The sequence below is a fragment of the Aureibaculum flavum genome (genome assembly GCF_016406085.1).
Classification (GTDB): Bacteria; Bacteroidota; Bacteroidia; order Flavobacteriales; family Flavobacteriaceae; genus Aureibaculum; species Aureibaculum flavum.
Window position 1 is genome coordinate 458,247 of sequence record NZ_JAEHFJ010000001.1, and the last position, 21,857, is coordinate 480,103.

Annotated in this window: 18 protein-coding genes and 1 tRNA gene; 7 read left to right on the plus strand and 12 right to left on the minus strand. The window is 31.7% G+C overall.

Annotation, left to right across the window (positions count from 1 at the left end; translation table 11 throughout):
* Positions 1-152: 152 nt before the first annotated feature.
* The 5 genes from JBL43_RS01940 (at position 153) to JBL43_RS01960 (ending at position 5,672) form a co-directional block, all read left to right on the plus strand.
* The gene (locus JBL43_RS01940) at positions 153-305 is read left to right on the plus strand and encodes a hypothetical protein (protein WP_198839794.1); all 153 of its coding nucleotides are present in this window, start codon (positions 153-155) and stop codon (positions 303-305) included.
* Positions 306-500: 195 nt separating this feature from the next.
* Entirely contained in the window at positions 501-1,073 is a 573-nt protein-coding gene (locus JBL43_RS01945; protein WP_198839795.1) for a cob(I)yrinic acid a,c-diamide adenosyltransferase, read from the plus strand.
* Positions 1,074-1,269: 196 nt separating this feature from the next.
* Positions 1,270-1,491 carry a DUF2795 domain-containing protein gene (locus tag JBL43_RS01950; RefSeq protein WP_117883287.1) on the plus strand — a complete coding sequence of 74 codons (222 nt, stop codon included), beginning with the start codon at positions 1,270-1,272 and terminating at the stop codon, positions 1,489-1,491.
* Between the two features lie 339 nt (positions 1,492-1,830).
* Complete coding sequence (gene secA, locus JBL43_RS01955) at positions 1,831-5,169, plus strand: preprotein translocase subunit SecA (protein WP_198839796.1); 3,339 nt, start codon at positions 1,831-1,833, stop codon at positions 5,167-5,169.
* 74 nt (positions 5,170-5,243) lie between these two features.
* On the plus strand, positions 5,244-5,672 hold the full coding sequence (locus tag JBL43_RS01960) for a zf-TFIIB domain-containing protein (protein WP_198839797.1): 429 nt from the start codon (positions 5,244-5,246) through the stop codon (positions 5,670-5,672).
* A gap of 2 nt (positions 5,673-5,674) precedes the next feature.
* Here the strand turns inward: JBL43_RS01960 and JBL43_RS01965 are convergent, their stop codons facing one another.
* Genes JBL43_RS01965 through JBL43_RS01975 form a run of 3 tightly spaced genes read right to left on the minus strand, consistent with a single transcriptional unit; the run spans position 5,675 to position 8,790 of the window.
* Positions 5,675-6,748: an AMP-binding protein gene (locus tag JBL43_RS01965; RefSeq protein WP_198839798.1), complete on the minus strand. Its 1,074-nt coding sequence runs from the start codon at positions 6,746-6,748 to the stop codon at positions 5,675-5,677.
* Between the two features lie 36 nt (positions 6,749-6,784).
* Positions 6,785-7,726 carry a CPBP family intramembrane glutamic endopeptidase gene (locus JBL43_RS01970; protein ID WP_198839799.1) on the minus strand — a complete coding sequence of 314 codons (942 nt, stop codon included), beginning with the start codon at positions 7,724-7,726 and terminating at the stop codon, positions 6,785-6,787.
* A gap of 29 nt (positions 7,727-7,755) precedes the next feature.
* On the minus strand, positions 7,756-8,790 hold the full coding sequence (locus JBL43_RS01975; RefSeq protein WP_198839800.1) for an o-succinylbenzoate synthase: 1,035 nt from the start codon (positions 8,788-8,790) through the stop codon (positions 7,756-7,758).
* Positions 8,791-8,837: 47 nt separating this feature from the next.
* On the opposite strand from JBL43_RS01975, the gene JBL43_RS01980 reads away from it, so the two are divergent.
* Positions 8,838-8,909, plus strand: a tRNA-Arg gene (locus JBL43_RS01980).
* A 97-nt stretch (positions 8,910-9,006) separates the two neighbouring features.
* Here JBL43_RS01980 and JBL43_RS01985 read toward each other — a convergent pair.
* The 9 genes from JBL43_RS01985 to JBL43_RS02025 form a co-directional block, all read right to left on the minus strand.
* Complete coding sequence (locus JBL43_RS01985; protein WP_198839801.1) at positions 9,007-9,687, minus strand: metal-dependent hydrolase; 681 nt, start codon at positions 9,685-9,687, stop codon at positions 9,007-9,009.
* Positions 9,688-9,770: 83 nt separating this feature from the next.
* Positions 9,771-12,044 (minus strand): TonB-dependent receptor domain-containing protein, encoded by a 2,274-nt coding sequence (locus JBL43_RS01990; protein WP_198839802.1) that lies wholly within the window; start codon positions 12,042-12,044, stop codon positions 9,771-9,773.
* Positions 12,045-12,216: 172 nt separating this feature from the next.
* The gene (locus JBL43_RS01995) at positions 12,217-12,603 is read right to left on the minus strand and encodes a hypothetical protein (RefSeq protein WP_198839803.1); all 387 of its coding nucleotides are present in this window, start codon (positions 12,601-12,603) and stop codon (positions 12,217-12,219) included.
* A gap of 58 nt (positions 12,604-12,661) precedes the next feature.
* Entirely contained in the window at positions 12,662-13,567 is a 906-nt protein-coding gene (gene menA, locus JBL43_RS02000; protein ID WP_198839804.1) for a 1,4-dihydroxy-2-naphthoate octaprenyltransferase, read from the minus strand.
* Between the two features lie 112 nt (positions 13,568-13,679).
* On the minus strand, positions 13,680-14,282 hold the full coding sequence (locus JBL43_RS02005) for an SPOR domain-containing protein (protein ID WP_198839805.1): 603 nt from the start codon (positions 14,280-14,282) through the stop codon (positions 13,680-13,682).
* A gap of 18 nt (positions 14,283-14,300) precedes the next feature.
* Positions 14,301-15,080, minus strand: a complete 780-nt coding sequence (locus tag JBL43_RS02010) for a (Fe-S)-binding protein (protein ID WP_198839806.1) — start codon at positions 15,078-15,080, stop codon at positions 14,301-14,303.
* Between the two features lie 182 nt (positions 15,081-15,262).
* A complete protein-coding gene (locus tag JBL43_RS02015) occupies positions 15,263-16,573 on the minus strand; it encodes a 4Fe-4S dicluster domain-containing protein (RefSeq protein WP_198839807.1) in 1,311 nt (436 codons plus the stop codon).
* Positions 16,574-16,879: 306 nt separating this feature from the next.
* The gene (locus JBL43_RS02020) at positions 16,880-17,833 is read right to left on the minus strand and encodes an MlaD family protein (protein ID WP_198839808.1); all 954 of its coding nucleotides are present in this window, start codon (positions 17,831-17,833) and stop codon (positions 16,880-16,882) included.
* Between the two features lie 64 nt (positions 17,834-17,897).
* Complete coding sequence (locus JBL43_RS02025; RefSeq protein WP_198839809.1) at positions 17,898-19,013, minus strand: N-acetylmuramoyl-L-alanine amidase family protein; 1,116 nt, start codon at positions 19,011-19,013, stop codon at positions 17,898-17,900.
* Between the two features lie 114 nt (positions 19,014-19,127).
* On the opposite strand from JBL43_RS02025, the gene JBL43_RS02030 reads away from it, so the two are divergent.
* Positions 19,128-21,812, plus strand: coding sequence for a putative LPS assembly protein LptD (locus tag JBL43_RS02030; RefSeq protein WP_198839810.1), 2,685 nt, complete (start codon positions 19,128-19,130; stop codon positions 21,810-21,812).
* Positions 21,813-21,857 lie beyond the last annotated feature (45 nt).

Genomic DNA, 21,857 nt, shown 5'->3' on the forward strand with positions numbered 1-21,857 from the left:
CATTTTATTATACTACAAAGATAGTTACAATTATTTTTCCAACATAGTATAGGGGATTTTTCCCCTTTTTAATCTAGGATTTTCCCCCAATTTGATTTCCTCTCTTTTATATTAAGAGAACTTGTATTAATTTTGAGTTCAAACAAAACGCTATGTCTCAATTTCGTCATAATTTCAATAATAATGAAGATTCAGAACCTTATGGTCCACAATTTTGGGACAAAGTTGTAAAAGCCTTATTTATTGCAGGTGTATCTTTAATACTTCTAATGATCGCTTTAAAATGGTTTGGTCTGATTAATTAATTAGACCTACTTTGAAAACCCTTCTCGTTTAAATTTTTTAATCCCCTAATAAGTCAATAACTTTGTAACTTAAATAAGTTAGAAAAATGATTGGCGTTTCAAAACTATTGATATCCTAAAGTTTCTAAGCAAGCCTTATAATGTTTATAAACATTTAGCTTATTTATAATAAGATTATTTTAAAACATTGAATGAATGAAAATATATACAAAAACTGGAGATAAAGGGCAAACTTCACTTTATGGAGGCACCCGCGTACCTAAATATCATTTACGTATTGAAGCTTATGGCACTGTTGATGAATTAAATTCACACATTGGCTTGTTAAAAGATCAAAAAATTACAGAACCTACGGCGAAAACATTACTAAAAGTTCAAAATGAACTATTTACTCTTGGTGCCATGTTAGCCACGCCTCCTGAAAAGGAAACTTTAAAAAATGGTAAGGAACGTTTAAATATTCCAAAAATTACCACGTCTGACATTGAATATTTGGAAAATGAAATAGACACAATGCAGCAATCATTGCCACAAATGACTCATTTTGTATTGCCAGGCGGTCACCAAACTGTGTCATTTTGTCATATAGCTCGATGTATTTGTCGTCGTGCTGAGCGTTTATCAGTGCAGCTCAATGAAAATGACCCTATTGATGATCATATAATCATGTATCTAAATAGACTATCAGACTATCTTTTTGTATTGGCACGGAAGTTGACTTATGATAATCATGTTGAGGAGATACCTTGGCTACCTAGTAAAAATTAGTTTAGAAACCCTATTTGGATTTCTAGTAAAAAAAATAGCAACATCAATCTATATTAATTATTAAAACCAATTAAGTTGATGATAATTTATTGAGATTAAAGAACGTTCTTTTATAATTTGAAAAATAATACATAAAAAACTTGCTTTTGTGCTTAAAAAAATTACTTTTGCAAAATATTAAAATTATATTACAATTATGTATTGGACTTTAGAATTGGCATCTTACTTAAGTGATGCTCCTTGGCCAGCCACCAAAGACGAGTTAGTTGATTACGCTATCAGAACTGGTGCACCGCTTGAAGTTGTTGAAAACTTGCAAGCAATTGAAGACGAAGATGATTCTTACGAGTCTATTCAAGAAATATGGTCGGACTATCCAACGGATGAAGATTTCCTATGGAATGAAGATGAATATTAACAAATCTAAAGTCTCATAATGAGACTTTTTTTTTGGTTTTTATTCACCTTTTTATATAAAAATTAACTATCTATAATACACAGATTCTTATATTTGTGTAAAGTATTGACTATGAATAAAATCGAAATTTTTGGTTTGATAATTATAACCGTAGGTCTATTGTCAATTTACTTTTTTGACAATAATGGCATCAATTTTATTTCTGGTTTATTAATTGGATTAGGTATTGGTCTAAGCTTTTCTAGGCTGATTAAATCTAAAAAAATTAATTAATAGCATAAAAATTACAGTAAAAAACACATCAAAATATTGATTTAGTTCAATATAAAATAGAAACATATGAGTATTTTAAATTCAGTCCTTAAAGTCTTTGTGGGCGATAAAAAGAAAAAAGACTTAAAAGAATTACAACCTATTGTAACTAATGTTAGGGCTTTTGAAGGCCAAATGGAAAAACTTTCTATTGACGAAATAAGGGGTAAGACTTTAGAATTTAAACAAAAAATAAAGGAGGCTAGAAAACCTTTTGATGATAAAATAGCAGAATTAAATATAGAGATTGAAACTGCGAATATAGATCGTAAAGAAGAAATCTATAAAGAAATTGATTTACTAAATGAAGATGCTTATCAAGCTTCTGAAGGTGTTTTATTAGATGTTCAAGCTGAGGCATTTGCTGTAATTAAAGAAACAGCCAAGCGTTTGGTAAACAATACGACGCTAAAAGTAAAAGCAACACCATTTGATAGAGAAATATCTGCCGATAACGATTATGTTGTTTTGGAGGATGATTATGCTGTTTGGAGTAACTCTTGGGATGCTGCTGGGAAACCAATTACTTGGGACATGATTCATTATGATGTACAGCTGATTGGTGGTTCGGTATTACATCAAGGTAAAATTGCTGAAATGATGACGGGTGAAGGTAAAACATTAGTTGCCACTTTAGCCATATACCTTAACGCACTTACTGGAAACGGTGTGCATGTGGTTACAGTAAATGATTATTTAGCAAAACGTGATGCTGCATGGATGGGACCTTTATTTGAATTTCATGGTTTAAGTATTGATTGTATTGATTACCATAAACCGAATTCTGATGCCAGAAGAAAGGCCTATAACGCAGATATAACTTATGGTACAAATAACGAATTTGGCTTTGATTACTTGCGTGATAATATGGCACATGCCCCGAAAGATTTAGTGCAACGCCCACATAACTTTGCCATAATTGATGAGGTAGATTCAGTTTTAATTGATGATGCTCGTACACCTTTAATTATTTCAGGTGCTACACCTCAAGGTGATAGACATGAATTCAATGAGTTAAAACCAAAGGTTAACGATATTGTAAGTAAACAGAGAACTTTTCTAACGGGTGTTTTAGCTGATGCTAAAAAAATGATTGCAGAAGGTAATGAAAAAGAAGGTGCTATTCATTTATTAAGAGTATTCAGAGGTTTACCAAAAAACAAAGCATTAATAAAATATTTAAGTCAAGAAGGTATAAAGCAATTACTGCAAAAGACTGAAAATCATTATATGCAGGATAACAATAAAGAAATGCCAAAAATTGATGAGGCACTTTATTTTGTTATTGATGAAAAAAATAATTCTATAGAGTTAACAGATAAGGGTATTGAGCAATTATCAGGCACAAAAGATAAAGAAGATAATTTCTTTTTACTACCTGACCTTGGAATGGAAATAGCCCGAATTGAAAAGGAAAATGAAACTCCCGAAGATATTGCGAAAGGCAAGGAAGAATTGTTTAGAGATTTTAGTATAAAAAGTGAGCGTATCCATACCTTAAATCAACTTTTAAAGGCCTATACCCTATTTGAAAAAGATATAGAGTATGTAATCATGGACAACAAAATTAAAATTGTTGATGAGCAAACGGGTCGTGTTATGGATGGTCGTCGTTATTCTGACGGACTACACCAAGCATTAGAAGCAAAAGAGAATGTAAAGATTGAAGATGCTACGCAAACATATGCTACTGTTACCCTACAAAATTATTTCAGAATGTACAACAAGCTTTCTGGGATGACAGGTACTGCTGTTACGGAAGCTGGTGAATTTTGGGAAATTTATAAATTAGATGTGGTTGAAATACCAACCAATGTTCCTTTAGTCCGTAAAGACAAAGAAGATTTAATTTATAAAACCAAACGCGAAAAATACAATGCTGTCATTGATGAAATTGTAAGATTGGTTGAAGAAAAAAGACCAGTATTAGTTGGTACAACCTCTGTTGAGATTTCTGAATTATTAGGTAGAATGTTAACCATTAGAAAAATACCTCATAATGTATTAAATGCAAAATTGCACAAGAAAGAAGCTGACATTGTTGCCGAAGCTGGTAATCCTGGTGTAGTAACTATTGCTACAAATATGGCCGGTCGTGGTACGGATATTAAATTATCTGCTGAAGTAAAAGCGTCAGGTGGTTTAGCCATTGTCGGTACAGAACGACATGATTCTCGTCGTGTAGATAGACAATTACGGGGTAGAGCTGGACGTCAAGGTGATCCAGGATCTTCTCAATTTTATGTTTCTTTAGAGGATAATTTAATGCGATTATTTGGTTCGGAACGTGTTGCCAAAATGATGGATAGAATGGGATTGAAAGAAGGCGAAATGATTCAACACTCTATGATTTCAAAATCTATTGAACGAGCTCAGAAAAAAGTTGAAGAAAATAACTTTGGTATTAGAAAAAGATTGTTAGAATATGATGATATTATGAACTCTCAACGTGAAGTGGTTTATAAACGTCGTCGTCATGCATTGTATGGAGAACGTTTACAGGTTGATATTGTAAATATGGTTTATGATACCTGTGAAGCTATTGTAATTGATAACAAAGCGTCTAATGATTATTCTAATTTTGAATTTGAACTAATTCGTTTTTCTTCAAGCTCTTCACCGTTTACAAAAGAAGAATTTGAAACGAAACCTGAGCAAGATTTAATTGACGAACTGTTTAGAATTATTTATAAACACTATCAAAATAAAGTTGAGCGTAACGCTGAAGCAGTATTCCCTGTAATTAAAGATGTTTACGAAAAACAAGGCAATCAATATGAACGTATAGCAGTTCCTTTTACGGATGGTGTTAAAACTCTAAATGTGGTTACGAATCTAAAAGATGCTTATGAATCGCAAGGAAAAGGATTAGTTTCTGATTTTGAAAAAAATATTTCATTAGCCATAATTGATGAAACCTGGAAAGATCATTTACGTCAAATGGATGAGCTAAAACAATCCGTTCAGAATGCAACTTACGAACAAAAAGATCCACTTTTAGTGTATAAATTTGAGGCGTTTGAATTGTTTAAAAAAATGTTGACTAAGGTAAATAAAGAAGTATTATCATTCTTATTTAAAGGAGAATTACCAAATCAAAATGCTCAAGAAATTTCTCAAGCTAAAGAGCAAAAACGAGAAAAAGTACAAGTAAGTAAGGCAGACTACAATAGTCCCACTCAAGATACAAGCACCAATCAAACACAAGAACAACATGTTACCGAAACCATTGTACGTCAAGAACGTAAAATAGGAAGAAATGAACGTGTTACCATCAAACATGTGATGAATGGTGAAAGTAAAGAAGTTAAATTTAAGCAAGCCATTCCTTTAATTGAAAAAGGAGAATGGGTTTTGGTTGAATAGAGAATAGAGAATAGAGAATAGAGAATAGAGAATAGAGAATAGAGAAAAAAAATAAAAACATTAAATAGTACTATATGAAATGTCCAATTGATGGTTCTGAATTAGAAAAAAGAATGCATGAAAACACTGTAGAAGTTGATGCGTGTAACGAATGTGGAGGTGTTTGGCTTGATGCTAATGAATTAGAAAAAATTCAGGATGTTAAAATAAATGATTACAAGGAAGAATTAGCTCGCATACCTGATTATGTAGGTAAATCTATTTTAATGGCAAAATCTAAAGATCAGCCTTTACTAAATTGTCCAAAATGTGATAGAGAAATGGAACGTAGAGAATACGGATATTGCTCTCAAATCTATATAGATTCTTGTGTTAATGGTCATGGTGTTTGGCTTGACAAAAGTGAACTAAAAGATTTAGAAGTCTTTTATGAAAGATCTAGAATCGAAGCTCCTGAAATACGAATGGGATTTTTCAGTAGCCTTTTAGATTTTTTTAAATAGACCTATTTCTTCTTATTAAAAACTAAATCCAATGTTCTTTGACGTTGGATTTTTTTTGTTTTAGTTTCAACGAACTTTTCAATAAAATATACTTCTTTTGGTACTTCAAATTTTGTTAAATATGGTAAAGTGGTAAGTTGATCAATTACTTTTTCTTTGTGCTCACTTTCAATGATTAAAATCAGCTTCTCTCCTAATAATGAATCTGGAACACCTGCTACAAAAAAACGTTGATGAATAATTTCGGATAATTTTTCCTCAATTTGCTCAGGTATTAACTTTATACCTCCCGAATTAATAACATTATCAGCACGCCCTAACCATTTAAACTCATTGTTAGAAATAATTTCAACCAAATCATTGGTAATAATTATGTCATCAGAAATTTCAGGAGCCTCAATTACCAAACATCCTCTTGAATCTTTTGAAATAGCAACTGTATCAAGAGTTTTATAATTAGATAACTTCAAAGCTGCTCCTTGCCGAGATTGATTATTTAGCCTTTTTACAGCAATGTGAGTAATCGTCTCCGTCATTCCATAAGTAGCAAATATTTCTGTTGAAACCGATTGTAAGTTTTCCATCAGATTATTATCTACAGCACCACCTCCAACAATAAGTTTTTTTACCTTATGTAAATGACCCAGAGAATGGTGGACTTGCAATGGCACCATTGCACAGAAATCATAAACTCTATCAATATCTTGCAACGGATTAGAACTCGCCTCTATAACGTCTATATGCCATCCTAATATCAATGCTCTAACCAACATCATTTTTCCAGCAATGTAATCTGTAGAAAGACATAATAAAGCCGTTGTATTTTCTGGTAAATCAAAAAAAGTACTGGTAGCTTTGGCACTATTTACCATATATTCCTTTTTTAATTTTATCCTTTTAGGAGTTCCTGTAGAACCAGAAGTTTGAACATTTACAATTGCACTATCATTAAACCAATCTTCTAAAAAAGTTGTAACACTGGAAGGTAAATCTTTTGAAAACAAAATCAATTCTTCCTCCGAAACAAAAGATGTTCCGTTGAGTTTAAAGTTTTTATGGTAGTTATTGTTATGCATTGGATAAACATCCTTATAATCCCCTTAAGGCGATCTTTAATCGATTATAATAGGTTCTTCAACTTTTCCAAATAATTTCTCTTTCCAATTTTTCCAGCCGTACTTTCTTGAAAAAATAAATAACATAATGGGATATATAACAAATACAGGTAAATATGTATTTAAACCTAATGAAGGTTCAGAAGTATCTAAATACAGAGCATCTGTCTGAAATACAGACCAATTGGTCGTTATTAAAAATGCCGCGATAATATTATTTGAAGCATGTAAACCCAGGGCAAGTTCAGTTCCTTCATCCATTAATGTAGAAATTCCGTAAAAGAAACCTGTTCCGATGTAAAATACCATAATACCAAATCCTAATTTTTCAACTTCCGGATTCATTCCGTGTAAAAGACCAAAGGCAGTCGAAGTCACTATTAATGGAAACCACCTATTTTTAGCTAACACTCCTAATCCTTGCATTAAATAGCCTCTAAAAACCAATTCCTCAGCACTTGTTTGAAATGGTAAAAGTAAAAAGGAAACCAATAACAATGTGAAAAACGGAATAGGTTTAAAATTCCATACAAAATCATCAGGAGATAAATAAACACCAACTAAAGACATGATCAAAACTATACCTCCCCAAAGTATAAATGCAAACCAAAATCGTTTCCAATCAATTTCAAAGCGAGAAGTAATTAAGCTTTTAAAGCTACGTTTATGCAAAAATCTAACAAACAAGTATAAAATAAAGAGAGCTACGATAAAGGTAAAAATCATCAATCCTAAAAATAAATTGTTGTCAATACCCGCTTTCATGAAATTATCCAAAGCTTCTTTTCTAAACATATCCATATCACCATCTACAGCAAAATATCCTGTAATCATTAATGGAATACTAGCAAACTGGATACCTACAAAAATGGAAACAAATGTAAGTACATACATCCACCATTCATTTCTACCTTTATATGCTTGTTGTATAAAATTCATCTTTCAATTTTGATTTTCAAAAATAAGAGTTAAAAACTAAACTGCCATTTTAAATTAGGGTTATAATGTAGTTGCCCATTGTTAACCTCTAAAGGCGATTTTAAATTGTTGGTAAACAAGCCTCCAGTGCCCAGCCCTTGAGGCATTGTTGTATTTAAGCTATAGGTAAACTGAGCTATCGCATTTAATCCTATATTACTTTCTAGGGCAGAAGTAATCCACCACAACACATTGTGTTGATTTGATATTTCAATCCAATCTTTACTCCCTTGAAAACCACCAACTAAGCTTGGTTTTAAGATAATATACTGAGGCTTAATCGTTTCCATTAAATTTTGTTTTTCTACTGAGTTAAATATGCCTATCAACTCTTCATCTAATGCAATAGGTAAAGGTGTTTTATCACACAAAGTTGCCATTTCTTGCCACTGCCCTGCTTTAATAGGTTGTTCAATGGAATGTAAATCGAAATCTGATAATTTCTGTAACTTTTCTAATGCATTCTGAGGTGTAAAAGCTCCATTTGCATCAACTCTCAACTCGATATCAGAAGCTTTAAACTCTTTTCGAATAGATTTTAAAAGTTCTATTTCGGCATCAAAATCAATAGCTCCAATTTTTAATTTTAGCGTAGTGAATCCTGCCGCTAATTTTTCTTTAATTTGTTGCTTCATAAAATGAGCAGTACCCATCCAAATTAAGCCATTAATAGCAATTGAATCGTTACCATTTGTAAATTCCGAGGGAAACAACATGAATTTATTCTTATTTTGAAGTGAGCTTAACGCTTGTTCTAATCCAAATTGAATGGAAGGAAACTCAGATAATTCTTCTAACAGTGTGTCCTTTTCTAAATTTATATGATTACAAACCCATTGCAGTTTTTCTTCATAATCTGGTCTATCATCTGCACTTAGTCCTTTAAAAAGTCCACACTCTCCTATTCCATGCTCGTCCTCTTTATTTATGAATAAAAAATAGGTTTCTTTAGTATGTAAAATACCACGAGAAGTTCCGCTTGCTTGCTTAAAATTAAGCGTATATTTTTTATAATTTGCCTTCATTTTCTGTATTAAAAACAACAAATATATACTATTTTTGTAAGGCAATTGCCCTCGTAGTTCAATGGATAGAATAGAAGTTTCCTAAACTTTAGATCCAAGTTCGATTCTTGGCGAGGGTACTAATTTCTCATAAAAATTGAGAAATCATCGATAAGATTTTAGACTGCATTACATATCTCAAAATAGTTAAATCCCAAAACAATTAGCATAGAGCTCTTACAATTCGATAACAGCACCTACTTCTAGTAAAATCAACTCTTTATCCTTATCAGCGAATTTTTTTACAGCTACTTTATGGTCAATTTTTATATAACCAAAAGTATCGAAGTGACAACCTAAAATTTTATCACATTCCACAAAATCAGAAGCAACGATAGCACTTTCTGTACCCATTGTAAAATTATCACCAACAGGTAAAATTGCTAAATCTAGTTTTCCGATAACCATTGGGATCAATTTCATATCATAGGTTAACGCGGTATCTCCAGCGATATAAACTTTATGGTTTACTGTTTCCAGCACAAAACCGGCCGGATTACCACCATAACTACCATCAGGAAAAGAACTTGTATGAATGGCATTAACCATATGTAGTTTTCCAAAATCGAATTGCCAAGTACCTCCGTGATTCATAGGGTGTCCCTTAATCCCTTTAGCTTCGAAGTGATTTACAATTTCAAAATTTGAAATAATATTAGCACCAGTATTTTTTGCGATGGCTTCTACATCTAAAATATGATCGCCATGGGCATGGGTTAGTAAGATATAATCCGCTTTTAACGTATTAATATCTATATTTTTAGCCAATTCATTACCTGTAATAAATGGGTCAACAATAATTGTTTTTCCCTGTGTTTCAATGCTTAAAGTAGCATGTCCGAGATACGTGATTTTCATTTTGAATATATATGAGATAATGCAATTTACAAAAAAACTGTGATTAAAATTACTTCCAATCACAGTTTCACTATATAAAAAAGTTAAAATTTATAGTTCACTTTTACTGTAAAATTCCTACCAGGTTCAAATATTCTTCCTGAAAGCAAATCAGAATTTTGATATGAAAAATTCAGATGTTCATAATATGTTGTATCAAAAATATTTAAAACAGATGCTCCTACTGTTAAATTTTTTATCGGTACAAAACCAATACTAAAATCGAAAGTGGCAAAGTCGTTAGAGGCAGTTTCCATAAAACTTTTTGATATTCTATTTTGAGCCGCAACAAATCTGGAATTTAAACGGGTCCAGAATTTTTCCTTTTCGTACTCTAAACCGGCATGAGCAGTAAGCGGAGTTATTTGAGGCAATGGCTCGTCATACTCTTCATTTTGAGCATATGTATAAGAAATATCTGTTGTGAATTTTAAGTCTTTATTAATCTCATAGTTGAAATAAAACTCAAATCCAGATTGGGAAGCCTTATCTATATTTACAAAGCGTTTTGCAAATGTAGGTTGAGCACTAGGCATGAATTTACGCGATATATTTTCATCTACTACAGGCACAATATAGTTCGTTATTAAGGAATAGAAAACGTTTGCTCCAACTTCAATTTGATCGAATCTCTTGTTAAAAGAAACTTCAATTTGATTATTAATTTCAGGATCTAAGTTTGGATTTCCTACGTATTCATAGGGATCAACACCTACGCTAAAATGATTAACAAAACGTTCTATCATCGAAGCTGTCCGTACTCCTCGCCCTAAGGCTATTTGTACTTGAGCATCTTCTGATTTATATTTCAGCGAAACGGTACCACTTATATTCGTTTCATTAGTATCCTCAATTTCACCTCCATATAATTGTAAAAAGTCTAATTCCGCATCATTTATAGATGCATTTACAAAATCGGAACGCAATCCTGCTGTTAAAGTAAAAAGATTCGTTAGTCTATACTTACCCTCCACAAAAACACCAAAATCATTCAATTTAGAATCTTGCCATATTTTATCAGTAAATAGTTTAGGAGTTGCTAAGGTATTTCCGTTCATTATCTTAACTATTCTTTCTCTATCTCCCTCTCTGCCAATAAGGTTAGCATCTAAACCTGTATAAATAAAAAGATTATCATTTGGTGTTAATACCAATTCTGTTTTACCCCCATAAGTTGTTGAAAACACGTTTGAAGCTGCCTCCGTCACTTTATAACTCGGTCTATTTTCATTTGTCATTAAATGATCTACTTCAGAATAAAACCCTTTAACTGAAAAGGAACTAATTAGGTCTGATATATCCGTAACTTTATAATCTAATCCAGCTAAAAAGCTATCATCATAAGGAGAATCCATAGGTAATCCAGCATGTTTTATGTCGCTACCAAATGACTGCCTCCAACTTAATTGAATGCGTTGCTTTTCTGTTGGATTATAGCCTAATTTTACGGAATAATCTGTTGATTTAAAGGATGATGGAACAACGGTACCCTCACCATCTTCGTAATCGCCATAATCACGATACTCGCCATTTAAGGAAATATCGAATTGATCTGTTTTATAGCTAATACTTCCTCTTGTAGAAAGATTATCTCCATTAGTTTCATAACCAGCTTCTACATCCCCATGAATACCATTTGCTAAGGTATTTGGATTTCTAGACACTAAGTTTACTATCCCCCCAAAGTTAGGACCAAATCGCATCGTATAAGGACCTTTCACTACTTCAATTCTTTCAATTTCATCTGAAATAATATGCGTAGTAATCGGGTCCATTCTATTTGGGCATGCATTTAAAATTTTCATACCACCATCAAGCTGAATATTCAATTGTTCATATTTAAATGCTCTAAAAAATGGTTCAGAAGCATAGGCTCCCCTTTTTTGAATACCAAAGCCAGGTATGTCTCTAAACAAGTCACTAACATTTCTGGGTTGTGTAGTACTTTTAACATGATCCACCACAACTTTAGATTGCGATAAATCTTTTAAAACATCAGCCTCCACTATTATATTCTCTAAATTTATATGTTTTACATCTAGAGCTATAGACAACTTGCTCGTTTCAATAATAATCTCTTTTGATTCAAAACTCAAATGCCGAATTATGAGTACATCACCAATAGCAGCATTTATGGTAAAATTTCCACCACTATCAGAATTTACGATTTCATTTGATTTCTTGATTTGAATAGAGGCATTCTCAATAGTTTTATTGGTAATTGCTTCTACTACTTTTCCTGTTATTATGGTTTGTTGACACCATAATGTGTTAGTTGATGATACCAAAAATAGTATCATTAATAAATATGTTTTCATTAGTTTATGTTTTAGCTTTTATTAATCAATTACTCTGATTATTACCTATGAGATTTTATAATTAAAAAAAATCATATAGCAATACACCATTCTAATACAGACAATATCCTTAAAAAAAGATTCAGTATGCTGTAAAAAATTGTTTGTAAACGAAATGGATAATTGTAACTATTTAAACTAAAAACTCTGGAGGTTGAAAAACAGAGCTTATGTAGTTATTTGTTTTGCCTGTTTTTATTATATGGAAATTTAATTTTTTTGAAAATTGAAATGCATTTAGCTTATGATGCTCATTTTCATGAGAAGTTATAGGAAATTTATCAAAATCAATTACAGGTAATCCTGATGGTTTGTCCTGATTATCACTAGGAAGTGTTTTCTTTATTTCTTTGGCAAGATGACATTTACCATTACATTTAAGCTCTGGTTCGTCTTTATTAATACACAATACCTTGGCTATATAATCATAATTCAAATTATAGTCAATTACCGGAACAATGGGCCTAATCAATGCTCCAACGTATAAAAAGATAAAAAGATATGTATATATTAATTTCACTTACTTCCTCTAATGATACAAAAATAATATTTTTGATATGCGTAAAGAATGACTTTTATCATAAAGTTTGAGACAATCCTAAAAGAATGGCGAATAAAAAAGTACTTAAGGCTAATTTCTTTAACTCAGGATCTAGTTTAGTGGCATCTTTATTATGATATACGGTAAGTAAATGATTGGAAATAGGTATAAATGCAATTACAAATAAAAATTGTATCGGTGATTTATAATGAAGAACTGAGTAAAATAATGCCGTTAGAAAAGCGACAATTAACAAACTATAATGATAATACTTAGCCAATCTTTCTCCCATTTTAACCACTAATGTTCTTTTATTTGCCATTGTATCAGATAAGCGATCACGAAGGTTATTTAAATTTAACACGCCAACACTTAACAAACCAATAGAAACTGCCGGTAGAAAAACGGACCATTCCACCTGTTTAGCATATAAAAAATAGCTCCCTACAACGCTTAATAAACCAAAAAACAAAAAGACAAAAACATCTCCAAAGCCACTATATCCATAAGCCTTTTTACCCATTGTATATTTTATCGCTGCTGCGATACTTGCCAAACCTAAAAGAAGAAATAAAAGAAAATAGTAGAAATTATCTTTACCAAAAGCGAAATACAACAAAATCACAGCAATAAGAAAAGTAATAACTCCAGTAATTTTAATGGCATTTAACATCTCTTTCGGAGTTATAATACCACTTTGTAATGCTCTTTGCGGACCTTTTCTATCTGAATTATCAGTACCTTTTACTCCATCACCATAATCATTGGCAAAATTTGATAATACTTGAAATCCAATGGTAGTTACTAATGCTAAAAGACATATTTTCCAATCGAAATATCCCTGAGCGTACCCTAAGAAACTCCCTACAATGATTCCAGAAAGTGACAAAGGTAATGTTCGTAAACGAGCGGCTTTTAAAAAAGCTGTAGATTTTGTATTCAAAAGTTTAATGATTAGAATATGGAAATTTAAGATTCAAAAGAATTTTAGATTTGAGCTTATGACTATACACTTAAAGCATGCCAAAATTAACAATTTTGCTAAGGATCAATACCTATTTTAAATATTGAGTTTCTTCACTTAACTCTAAGGCCTCTCTGATATTTACAGGGTCTCCATAAGATTGTGCAATAATAAAACAATCTGCAAAACCTAATCTTTTTAAATCCTCTTTTAAGACTATTGCTTCAGCGTAACTCACAAAATTACCAATAGCATACTTGTTTAAATCTCCATCAACAAACTCTTTCATATGTGCTAGATCATCTGAAAATAACTTTGCTTTAAAATTAGCAAAAGCACCAATTTGGATACTATAAACTATTGTTTCTCCCACTATACCTTGAGCATTTTCTTTAACCTGAATTACGGCTTTTTTTGCTTCTTTTAAGGTATATAGTGTATCGTTATTAATAAGTGATAAATTATTTTTTATTAAATATTTATTATCGAATTCATTCGTTTTTGGTAAAAAAGACCATAAAAAAAGGATTAAGGCTAATAAGCCAAATAAGCCTAAAATAACTCTGTGTTTTCTTAGTATAGAATTATTCTCCTCTTCTTCTTTGAGCAGGTTATTTAACTTATTTATGGTTTGGTTTGCTTTATCAACCTCCTCATAAATATTCACTAAGTTTTTATCTTTAATATATGGCATAATTAGTTTCGGTTTAGATTATAGATCTTGTGCATTTGCAATAAGTTCTACAATATCTAATACTTCTATATCATTTTCTTTCTCCTTGCTCTTAATCCCATCTGTCATCATTGTATTACAAAACGGACAACCTGTAGCGATAATATCAGGTTTTATTTCTAAAGCTTCTTCCGTACGTTCTACATTAATATCTTTAGTTCCTTTTTCAGGTTCTTTAAACATTTGGGCTCCACCGGCTCCACAACATAAACCATTACTTTTACAGCGTTTCATCTCAACCAATTCAACTTCTAATTTTTGAATTAGTTCTCTTGGTGCTTCATAAACACCATTGGCTCTACCCAAATAACAAGGATCATGAAAAGTAATTCGCTTTCCTTTATAAGAACCTCCTTCAATTGTTATCTTACCTTCATCTAACAATGATTTTAAAAACTGAGTATGATGCATTACCTCATATTTACCACCTAATTGAGGATACTCATTTTTTATGGTATTAAAACAATGGGGACAAGCGGTAACTACCTTTTTAATTTCATAGGCATTCATGACCTCAATATTGGTCATGGCTTGCATTTGGAAAAGAAATTCATTTCCTGCTCGTTTTGCAGGATCTCCAGTACAACCTTCTTCTGTACCTAATACAGCAAAATTTACCTCGGCCTTATTTAAAATTTTAACAAAAGCTTTGGTGATTTTTTTTGCTCTATCATCAAAACTACCTGCACATCCCACCCAAAATAAAACTTCAGGTTGTATGCCTTGAGCTGTCAGTTCAGCCATGGTAGGTACATTCATAATATACTATTTAGAGTTACTAAGTCTTAAATTCTAAGCATAATATATACTTAGTAAAGTAAGAGTTTATTTTTTAATTTTTCCCGTCATCCAAGACTTGAATGATTAATTTTTTATCTAATAAATCTGTCAATTTTAATTTTCACAGATTCGTTGTTTTGGTAAAATGAATTTACTATTCGCTAATTTTCATCTTTCCAATTTAATCTATCTAATTGATTATACTGCCATGGGGCAGCATTATTTTCTATGTTAGTCATCATTACATTCAATTCTTGAGGAGCAGCCGATTTTTCCATTACCTGAAATCTTCGCATATCCATAATGATCGATAACGGGTCAATATTTACAGGACACTCTTCTACACAGGCATTACATGAGGTACATGCCCAAATTTCTTCATCAGAAATTGTTGTAAATAGATTTTTATCATCTAACTTAAATTCACCATTAGTATCAATGTTCTTACCCACTTCTTCTAACCTATCTCTAGTCTTCATCATAATCGCTCTAGGCGATAATTCCTTACCTGTTATATTAGCAGGGCATACAGATGTACATCTACCACATTCCGTACAGGTGTAAGCATTTAATAACTGGACCCAATTTAAATCAAAAACATCTTCAGCTCCAAATTTTTCTGGCATACTATCATCATTACTTTCAGTTTCATCTGGTGCTGCAAATGGATCTACATTAGGGTCTAGCATCATTTTAACTTCATCTGTTACCGATTGTAAGTTATCAAATTCTCCTAAAGGATTCAAATTAGCATAATAGGTATTAGGAAAAGCCAATAAAATATGTAAATGCTTAGAATAGTATAAGTAATTCAAGAAAATTAAAATTCCGGCGATATGCAGCCACCAAGTAGTTCTCTCAATAACATGTAATGTTTCAGGGTGAATACCACTAAACAAGGGTGCTATAAACTGACTGATAACATTTCCTGAATTAGCTTGCTGAAAAGCAGTATCAGCAGCATTCATAGTTAAAAATAATGTCATTAAAATTATTTCAAAATACAAAATGTATAAGGCATCATTTTTCGGGAAGCCTTTCATTTCTTTATTCCAAAATCTAGGAATACGAATAACCATTCTACGAATCCAAAAAATAATAACTGAAATTAAAACTAATAGAGCAAGAATTTCAAAAGTTCCAATTAACACTCCGTAAAAGCCACCTAAAAATGATAAAACCCTGTGTGTACCAAAAAGACCATCAATAATAATCTCTATAACTTCAATATTTATAATGATAAAGCCTACATAAACTATGATGTGAAGAATTCCTGCAATAGGGCGTCTTACCATTTTAGATTGCCCTAAAGCAATATTTATCATATTCTTTAGGCGTAAACTAGAATTATCAGTTCTATCTACAGCTTTGCCCAATTTAATATTACGCACTAATTTTCTTACGTTTTTAGCAAAAAAACCAATACCAATTATTAATAAAATGGCAAAAAGTATGTTAGGTAAGTACTGCACTTAGATAGTAATGTTGTTATATATGTTTCTATTTTTAGGTTTAAAATGTCAAAAACACAAGTGCAAAAATTCAATAAACTGACATATCACAACATCAAATTTAAAGATTAAAATATTGAATATCAATACTATAAGTATTGACTGCTCATGTATTCACCATATAGTAAAACTAATGAATAATATTTACGATATGTAGTTTACTCCCAATTAGTTATTAACCATGTCTTAACAACTTTATGTTGCCATCAGGTAGTATAGTTGATAAAGGTGTAATTACGGTCTTAAGCGAATAAAATTAACGAAAATTTATTGCTGAATTTCTTCAACTTCAGGTGTATAAGCTTTTGCTTTTTTTCCAAATAATGAAAAATGAACAAATCTTTTAGGGTTAACTTTTAGCTCAAAAAGTAATTCTTCCATTTCTTTTGAGGCTGCCTCCAGATTATTATACAAACCTTCATCTTTAAGCAATTTACCTATTGAACCATTACCATCTTCAATATTTGTTAGAATACCGTTAAATTTAGCAATGGTACCTTGTAATTTCTGAACGGTCTCTTTAATTTGTGACTCATTTAACGAGTCCGTTAAACTAACCAAATTATGAGATGCCATGGTGGCATTTGTTAAAATAGAATCTACTTTACCGTTTTCGGCCAACATATAATCTAAAGATCTAGAAGCCGTTTTAAAGGTAGATAATGTAGTACTTAACGAAGCAATGGCTTCTCTTAAGTTTGCTTGTGTTTTTTGGTCAAAAATAGCATTAAACCCTACTAACAAAGTATCTGTATTCGTTAAAAAACTGGCTACTTTAGCCTGTAATGGTGCAATTTGATCATTTACAGCTCCTAATAAACCAGCCTCTATATTACCTTTTAGTGTGTCTCCAGAAACAGCATTACGACCATCAAATGCAGGAAGTATTTTTATGGATTTACCACTTATAAAGTCGGGACTATAAATTTCGGCAATACTATTTTTAGTAAATGCAAAATCATTCTCTAAAGAAAAATTAACGACAAGTACTCCTACTTTTTCAGGATGAAAATAAATACGATCAACTACACCAACCTTTAAACCATTAATCGTTACTGGAGCCGAAACTGAGAGTCCTTGAACATTTTCATATTCTACATAAAACTTTCTACCACTCTCAAAAAGATTATTTCCTTTTATAAAATTAAACCCCCAAACAAAAAGTGCAATGGTAAGCACTGCAATTATTCCTGTTTTTAATTCTCTAGAAATTTTAACCATAAATTATTTAATAAGAAGCAATATTACTAATTATTTCCGTGAGTAGAAAGTTAAGCATCAATTTTTACTTCGATGCTAAGGCATCCTTTACTGAAATCTTTTTCTCATTTTTAAAGGCTACAATAAATGCCCCTTTATATCCTTTCGCTTTTGCTTCTGTTCTTAAAGCCACTGCTTTATTGTAATCAGAGGTTATACCATAATAATATTTATGATGTGCCCCTACTCTAACTCTTTCTATACCTTTCAAGCCTTTAAAGTTATACGATGCCGTAGCTACTTTTTTTGTGCTTGATGAAATTTGCACTTTAAAATCAACACCTTTAACAATTCTTGTTTTTGGAGTTACATCTACTTTCGGTTTCACCTTTGGCTTCACTTCAACAACTGTATTGGCATCAATTTGTTTTTTATATGATTTAATGGCTTTAAATATTGATGTAGCCATTTCTTGTTGCCCTTTTTTAGAATTTAAATATGCACCTTCTGCCTTATTCGTTAAAAATCCAGTTTCCACCAAGACACTTGGCATAAATGTATTTCTCAATACCAAAAAACCAGCTTGCTTCACCAGTCTATCTTTTCGTTTCAAATCGCCAGTAAAGTTGTTTTGAATTAAACTAGCTAATGCTAAACTTTGATCTAAAAATTCCTCTTGCATTAATGTTAAGCCGATTACTGATTCTGGTGCATTAGGATCAAAACCATCATAATTTTCTTTATAATTATCTTCTAGCAAGATAACAGAGTTCTCTTTTTTTGCAATTTCAAAATTCCGATCATTCTCATGTAAACCCAACACAAAAGTACCTGCACCATAGGCCGATGATTTACCAAATGCATCACAATGAATTGAAACAAATAAATCTGCTTTTGATTTCTGTGCTATCTTACCTCGTTGATTCAATTCGATAAAAGTATCATCATCACGCGTGTAGATAACCTCAAAACTTTCATCAGATTTTAACAGCTTACCTACTTCTAAGGCTATTTTCAAGACAATATCTTTTTCAAAATATCCATTCCCCAAATTCCCAGGATCTGTACCTCCATGCCCAGCATCGATAACTACTTTAAACTTTTTTTGAGCAGAAACAGAATTGGCTTGCAATACAAGAAAAAAAGTAATTGACAACAAAAAAAACTTTTTAATTATTGTTTTAAACAAAGGAGTATTCATAAAATTATTAATTATTAACTATTCTTTAGCTTATTCCACTTAAAAAATATATGTAAGTTTGTAGTTTCAAAAACTAAGCCAAATTTAACGTTTACAAAAATACTATTTATAGCATTGCAATCAAATTTTAAGTATATAGTTTTTGTTTTCCTTTTTTTAGGGACAGGTTGCCTATTTGTAAACGCTCAAAACACAACCCAAAAGAGAGATTCTCTTGAACCAGTAAAAAATACGATTATAGGTTTAAAAGGCCTTTCTTTTAACGACACTATTCAACTTCCTGATGCGGCTTCCCTAAAAGCAATAGATACAACCAGAATAGATTCTTTTAAACCCAAAGAATATCTAGATGATGCTATTCGTAAAAAAGCAACTGATTATATCAAAAATGATTTTGAAAACAAGACAGCCACTTTATACAATGAAGCCGAAATCTATTATCAAGATATAGAATTGAAAGCGGGTATAATTAAAATTGATTACGAAAAAAACTTGGCGTATGCCCAAGGTATTGTAGATAGTACGGGGGCGTACACTCAAATGCCTCAATTTAAACAAGCTGGTCAGGAAAGTGAACAAGACTCGTTAATTTATAATTTTAAAAATGAGAAAGCAATTATTTACAACACTAAAACCGTTCAAGAAGGTGTCATTGTTAGAGGCGAAATTACTAAAAGAGAAAACGACTCGGTCTTTTATTTAGATAGAGCTCATTTTACAACGTCAACTAAAGACAAACCTGATTACGAAATTATTACTAGAAACATTAAATTAGTTCCGGGTAAAAAAATTGTAGGAGGTCTTTCTCAGTTAAAATTAGCAGATGTTCCTACTCCTGCTATATTACCCTTCTTTTATGTACCATTGACTAAAGAGCGATCTGTTTCTGGTTTTTTGATTCCTACGTATGGAGAAAATAGCAGTCAAGGATTTTTTCTTCAAAATGGTGGTTATTATTTTGCCATTAATGACTATGTTGATCTTGCTGTTTTAGGTGATGTATACACTAATGGTAGTTGGGGAATGCGATTTGAGTCAAATTATGCAGTCAGATATCGTTTTTCAGGGAATTTTAACTTACGTTTTGAAAACTTAATAACAGGACAACGTGGGTTTAGTACATTTAATAAGAGAAATAATTTTTATTTACGTTGGTCACATAGCCCGTCTCAACAAGCTTCTCCTAATTCTCGTTTTTCCGTTTCGGTTAATTTAGGTAGCAGTCAATATTTTAGGGAATCATTAAATGAGTACAACATTGGTCAGACAGTTACAAATACATTTAATTCCTCGATAAATTTTTATAAAAAATTTGTAGGCACACCCTTCAATATGAATGTTGCCATGACGCATAGTCAAAATACAAATACAGAAAAAATTGATATGACCTTGCCTTCATTACAGATTGGTATGGACCGAATTTACCCCTTTGCCCCTAAGTCTGGTGCAAAGAAAAACCCTATTCAAAGTCTTGGTTTAAGTTATAGTTTTGATGCTCAAAATAGAATCTCTACGGATGATGATCAGTTTTTAAAATCTGACATGTTTAAAGATGCTCGTTCTGGAGCAAAACATACTGTTTCCGCTAGTACCAATATGAAAGCTCTTAAGTACATAACACTTTCGCCATCTGCAAATTATAATGAAGTTTGGTATTTAAAAACGGTAGAACAAAGATATAATGCCGAATTAGATGAAATAGAAAAAGACACAGTAAACCAATTTGATGCGTTTAGAGAGTACTCTGCTGGAGTTTCAGCCTCTACAACCCTTTACGGAATGTTTAATTTTAAAAAAGGAAGATTACAGGCAATTCGTCATGTAATGCGTCCTTCCGTTTCATTTAATTACCGTCCCGACTTTAGTAATTTTTACGATGAAGTACAACAAAGTGAAGATGATGATGATTTTATAGAATACAGTCGTTTTGATGGAGGTATTTATGGTTCACCTTCTAGGGGATTATCAAGTAGTATCGGACTTAGCCTTAACAATACTTTCGAAGCTAAAATGATGTCAAAGGATTCCACAGCTACAGAACCTGAAAAAATTAAATTATTAAACAATTTAAATTTTTCTACAAGTTATAATATTGCCGCTGATTCTTTAAACTGGAGTCCCGTTAGAATGACAGCTGGGACAACCATATTGGACAATAAATTAAGTTTGAATGCCAGTGCTACATTAGACCCTTATGCATTAAGTGCTAGTAACAGAAGAATTAACACGTATAATATAAATAATAACGGAAGTTTATTCAGACTTACTCAGGCAAACATGTCTGCCAGCTATTCTATCTCTAGTGATATATTTAATAAAAAAGATTCAAAAACGGATTCAAAACAGCCCCCTAAAGGAAATAAAGGAGATGAGGATAGTTTATTCGGAAGTGACATAACCACTAGAAACGTAAAAGACGATCAAGAAGAGAGCAAAACGAAAGTAGCGAAACTTTATGGTGCTACACTGCCATGGAATTTAAGTATAAGATACAATGTGGGGTATTCCAATTCAACTAGACAAAATGAAATATCAAATAACTCACTTCAATTTTCAGGTAACGTAGAATTAACACCAAAATGGAGTGTTGGACTTTCTTCTGGGTACGATTTTAAAAATAGAGGAGTTACGTATACCAACTTGAGTTTTGAACGTGACTTAGACAGTTGGCGTATGAGTTTTAACTGGGTACCTTTTGGAAATAGTACTACTTATTATTTCTTTATTGGTATTAAATCTTCAGTATTGAGCGACATTAAATATGATAAGCGTAAAGTGGCTGATCAACGATTGTTTTAATTAACCTTAAGAGCTTTAAGTAAATTATTTAAGAGAGAATTATCA

Coding starts and splice junctions, on each gene's coding strand:
- JBL43_RS01965 (WP_198839798.1), bottom strand. CDS start 6,748: ATGCATAACAATAACTACCATAAAAACTTTAAACTCAACGGAACATCT.
- secA (WP_198839796.1), top strand. CDS start 1,831: ATGAGTATTTTAAATTCAGTCCTTAAAGTCTTTGTGGGCGATAAAAAG.
- JBL43_RS01985 (WP_198839801.1), bottom strand. CDS start 9,687: ATGAAAATCACGTATCTCGGACATGCTACTTTAAGCATTGAAACACAG.
- JBL43_RS02005 (WP_198839805.1), bottom strand. CDS start 14,282: ATGCCATATATTAAAGATAAAAACTTAGTGAATATTTATGAGGAGGTT.
- JBL43_RS02025 (WP_198839809.1), bottom strand. CDS start 19,013: ATGAATACTCCTTTGTTTAAAACAATAATTAAAAAGTTTTTTTTGTTG.
- JBL43_RS01975 (WP_198839800.1), bottom strand. CDS start 8,790: ATGAAGGCAAATTATAAAAAATATACGCTTAATTTTAAGCAAGCAAGC.
- JBL43_RS02010 (WP_198839806.1), bottom strand. CDS start 15,080: ATGAATGTACCTACCATGGCTGAACTGACAGCTCAAGGCATACAACCT.
- JBL43_RS02020 (WP_198839808.1), bottom strand. CDS start 17,833: ATGGTTAAAATTTCTAGAGAATTAAAAACAGGAATAATTGCAGTGCTT.
- JBL43_RS01940 (WP_198839794.1), top strand. CDS start 153: ATGTCTCAATTTCGTCATAATTTCAATAATAATGAAGATTCAGAACCT.
- JBL43_RS01990 (WP_198839802.1), bottom strand. CDS start 12,044: ATGAAAACATATTTATTAATGATACTATTTTTGGTATCATCAACTAAC.
- JBL43_RS01945 (WP_198839795.1), top strand. CDS start 501: ATGAAAATATATACAAAAACTGGAGATAAAGGGCAAACTTCACTTTAT.
- JBL43_RS01960 (WP_198839797.1), top strand. CDS start 5,244: ATGAAATGTCCAATTGATGGTTCTGAATTAGAAAAAAGAATGCATGAA.
- JBL43_RS01950 (WP_117883287.1), top strand. CDS start 1,270: ATGTATTGGACTTTAGAATTGGCATCTTACTTAAGTGATGCTCCTTGG.
- JBL43_RS01970 (WP_198839799.1), bottom strand. CDS start 7,726: ATGAATTTTATACAACAAGCATATAAAGGTAGAAATGAATGGTGGATG.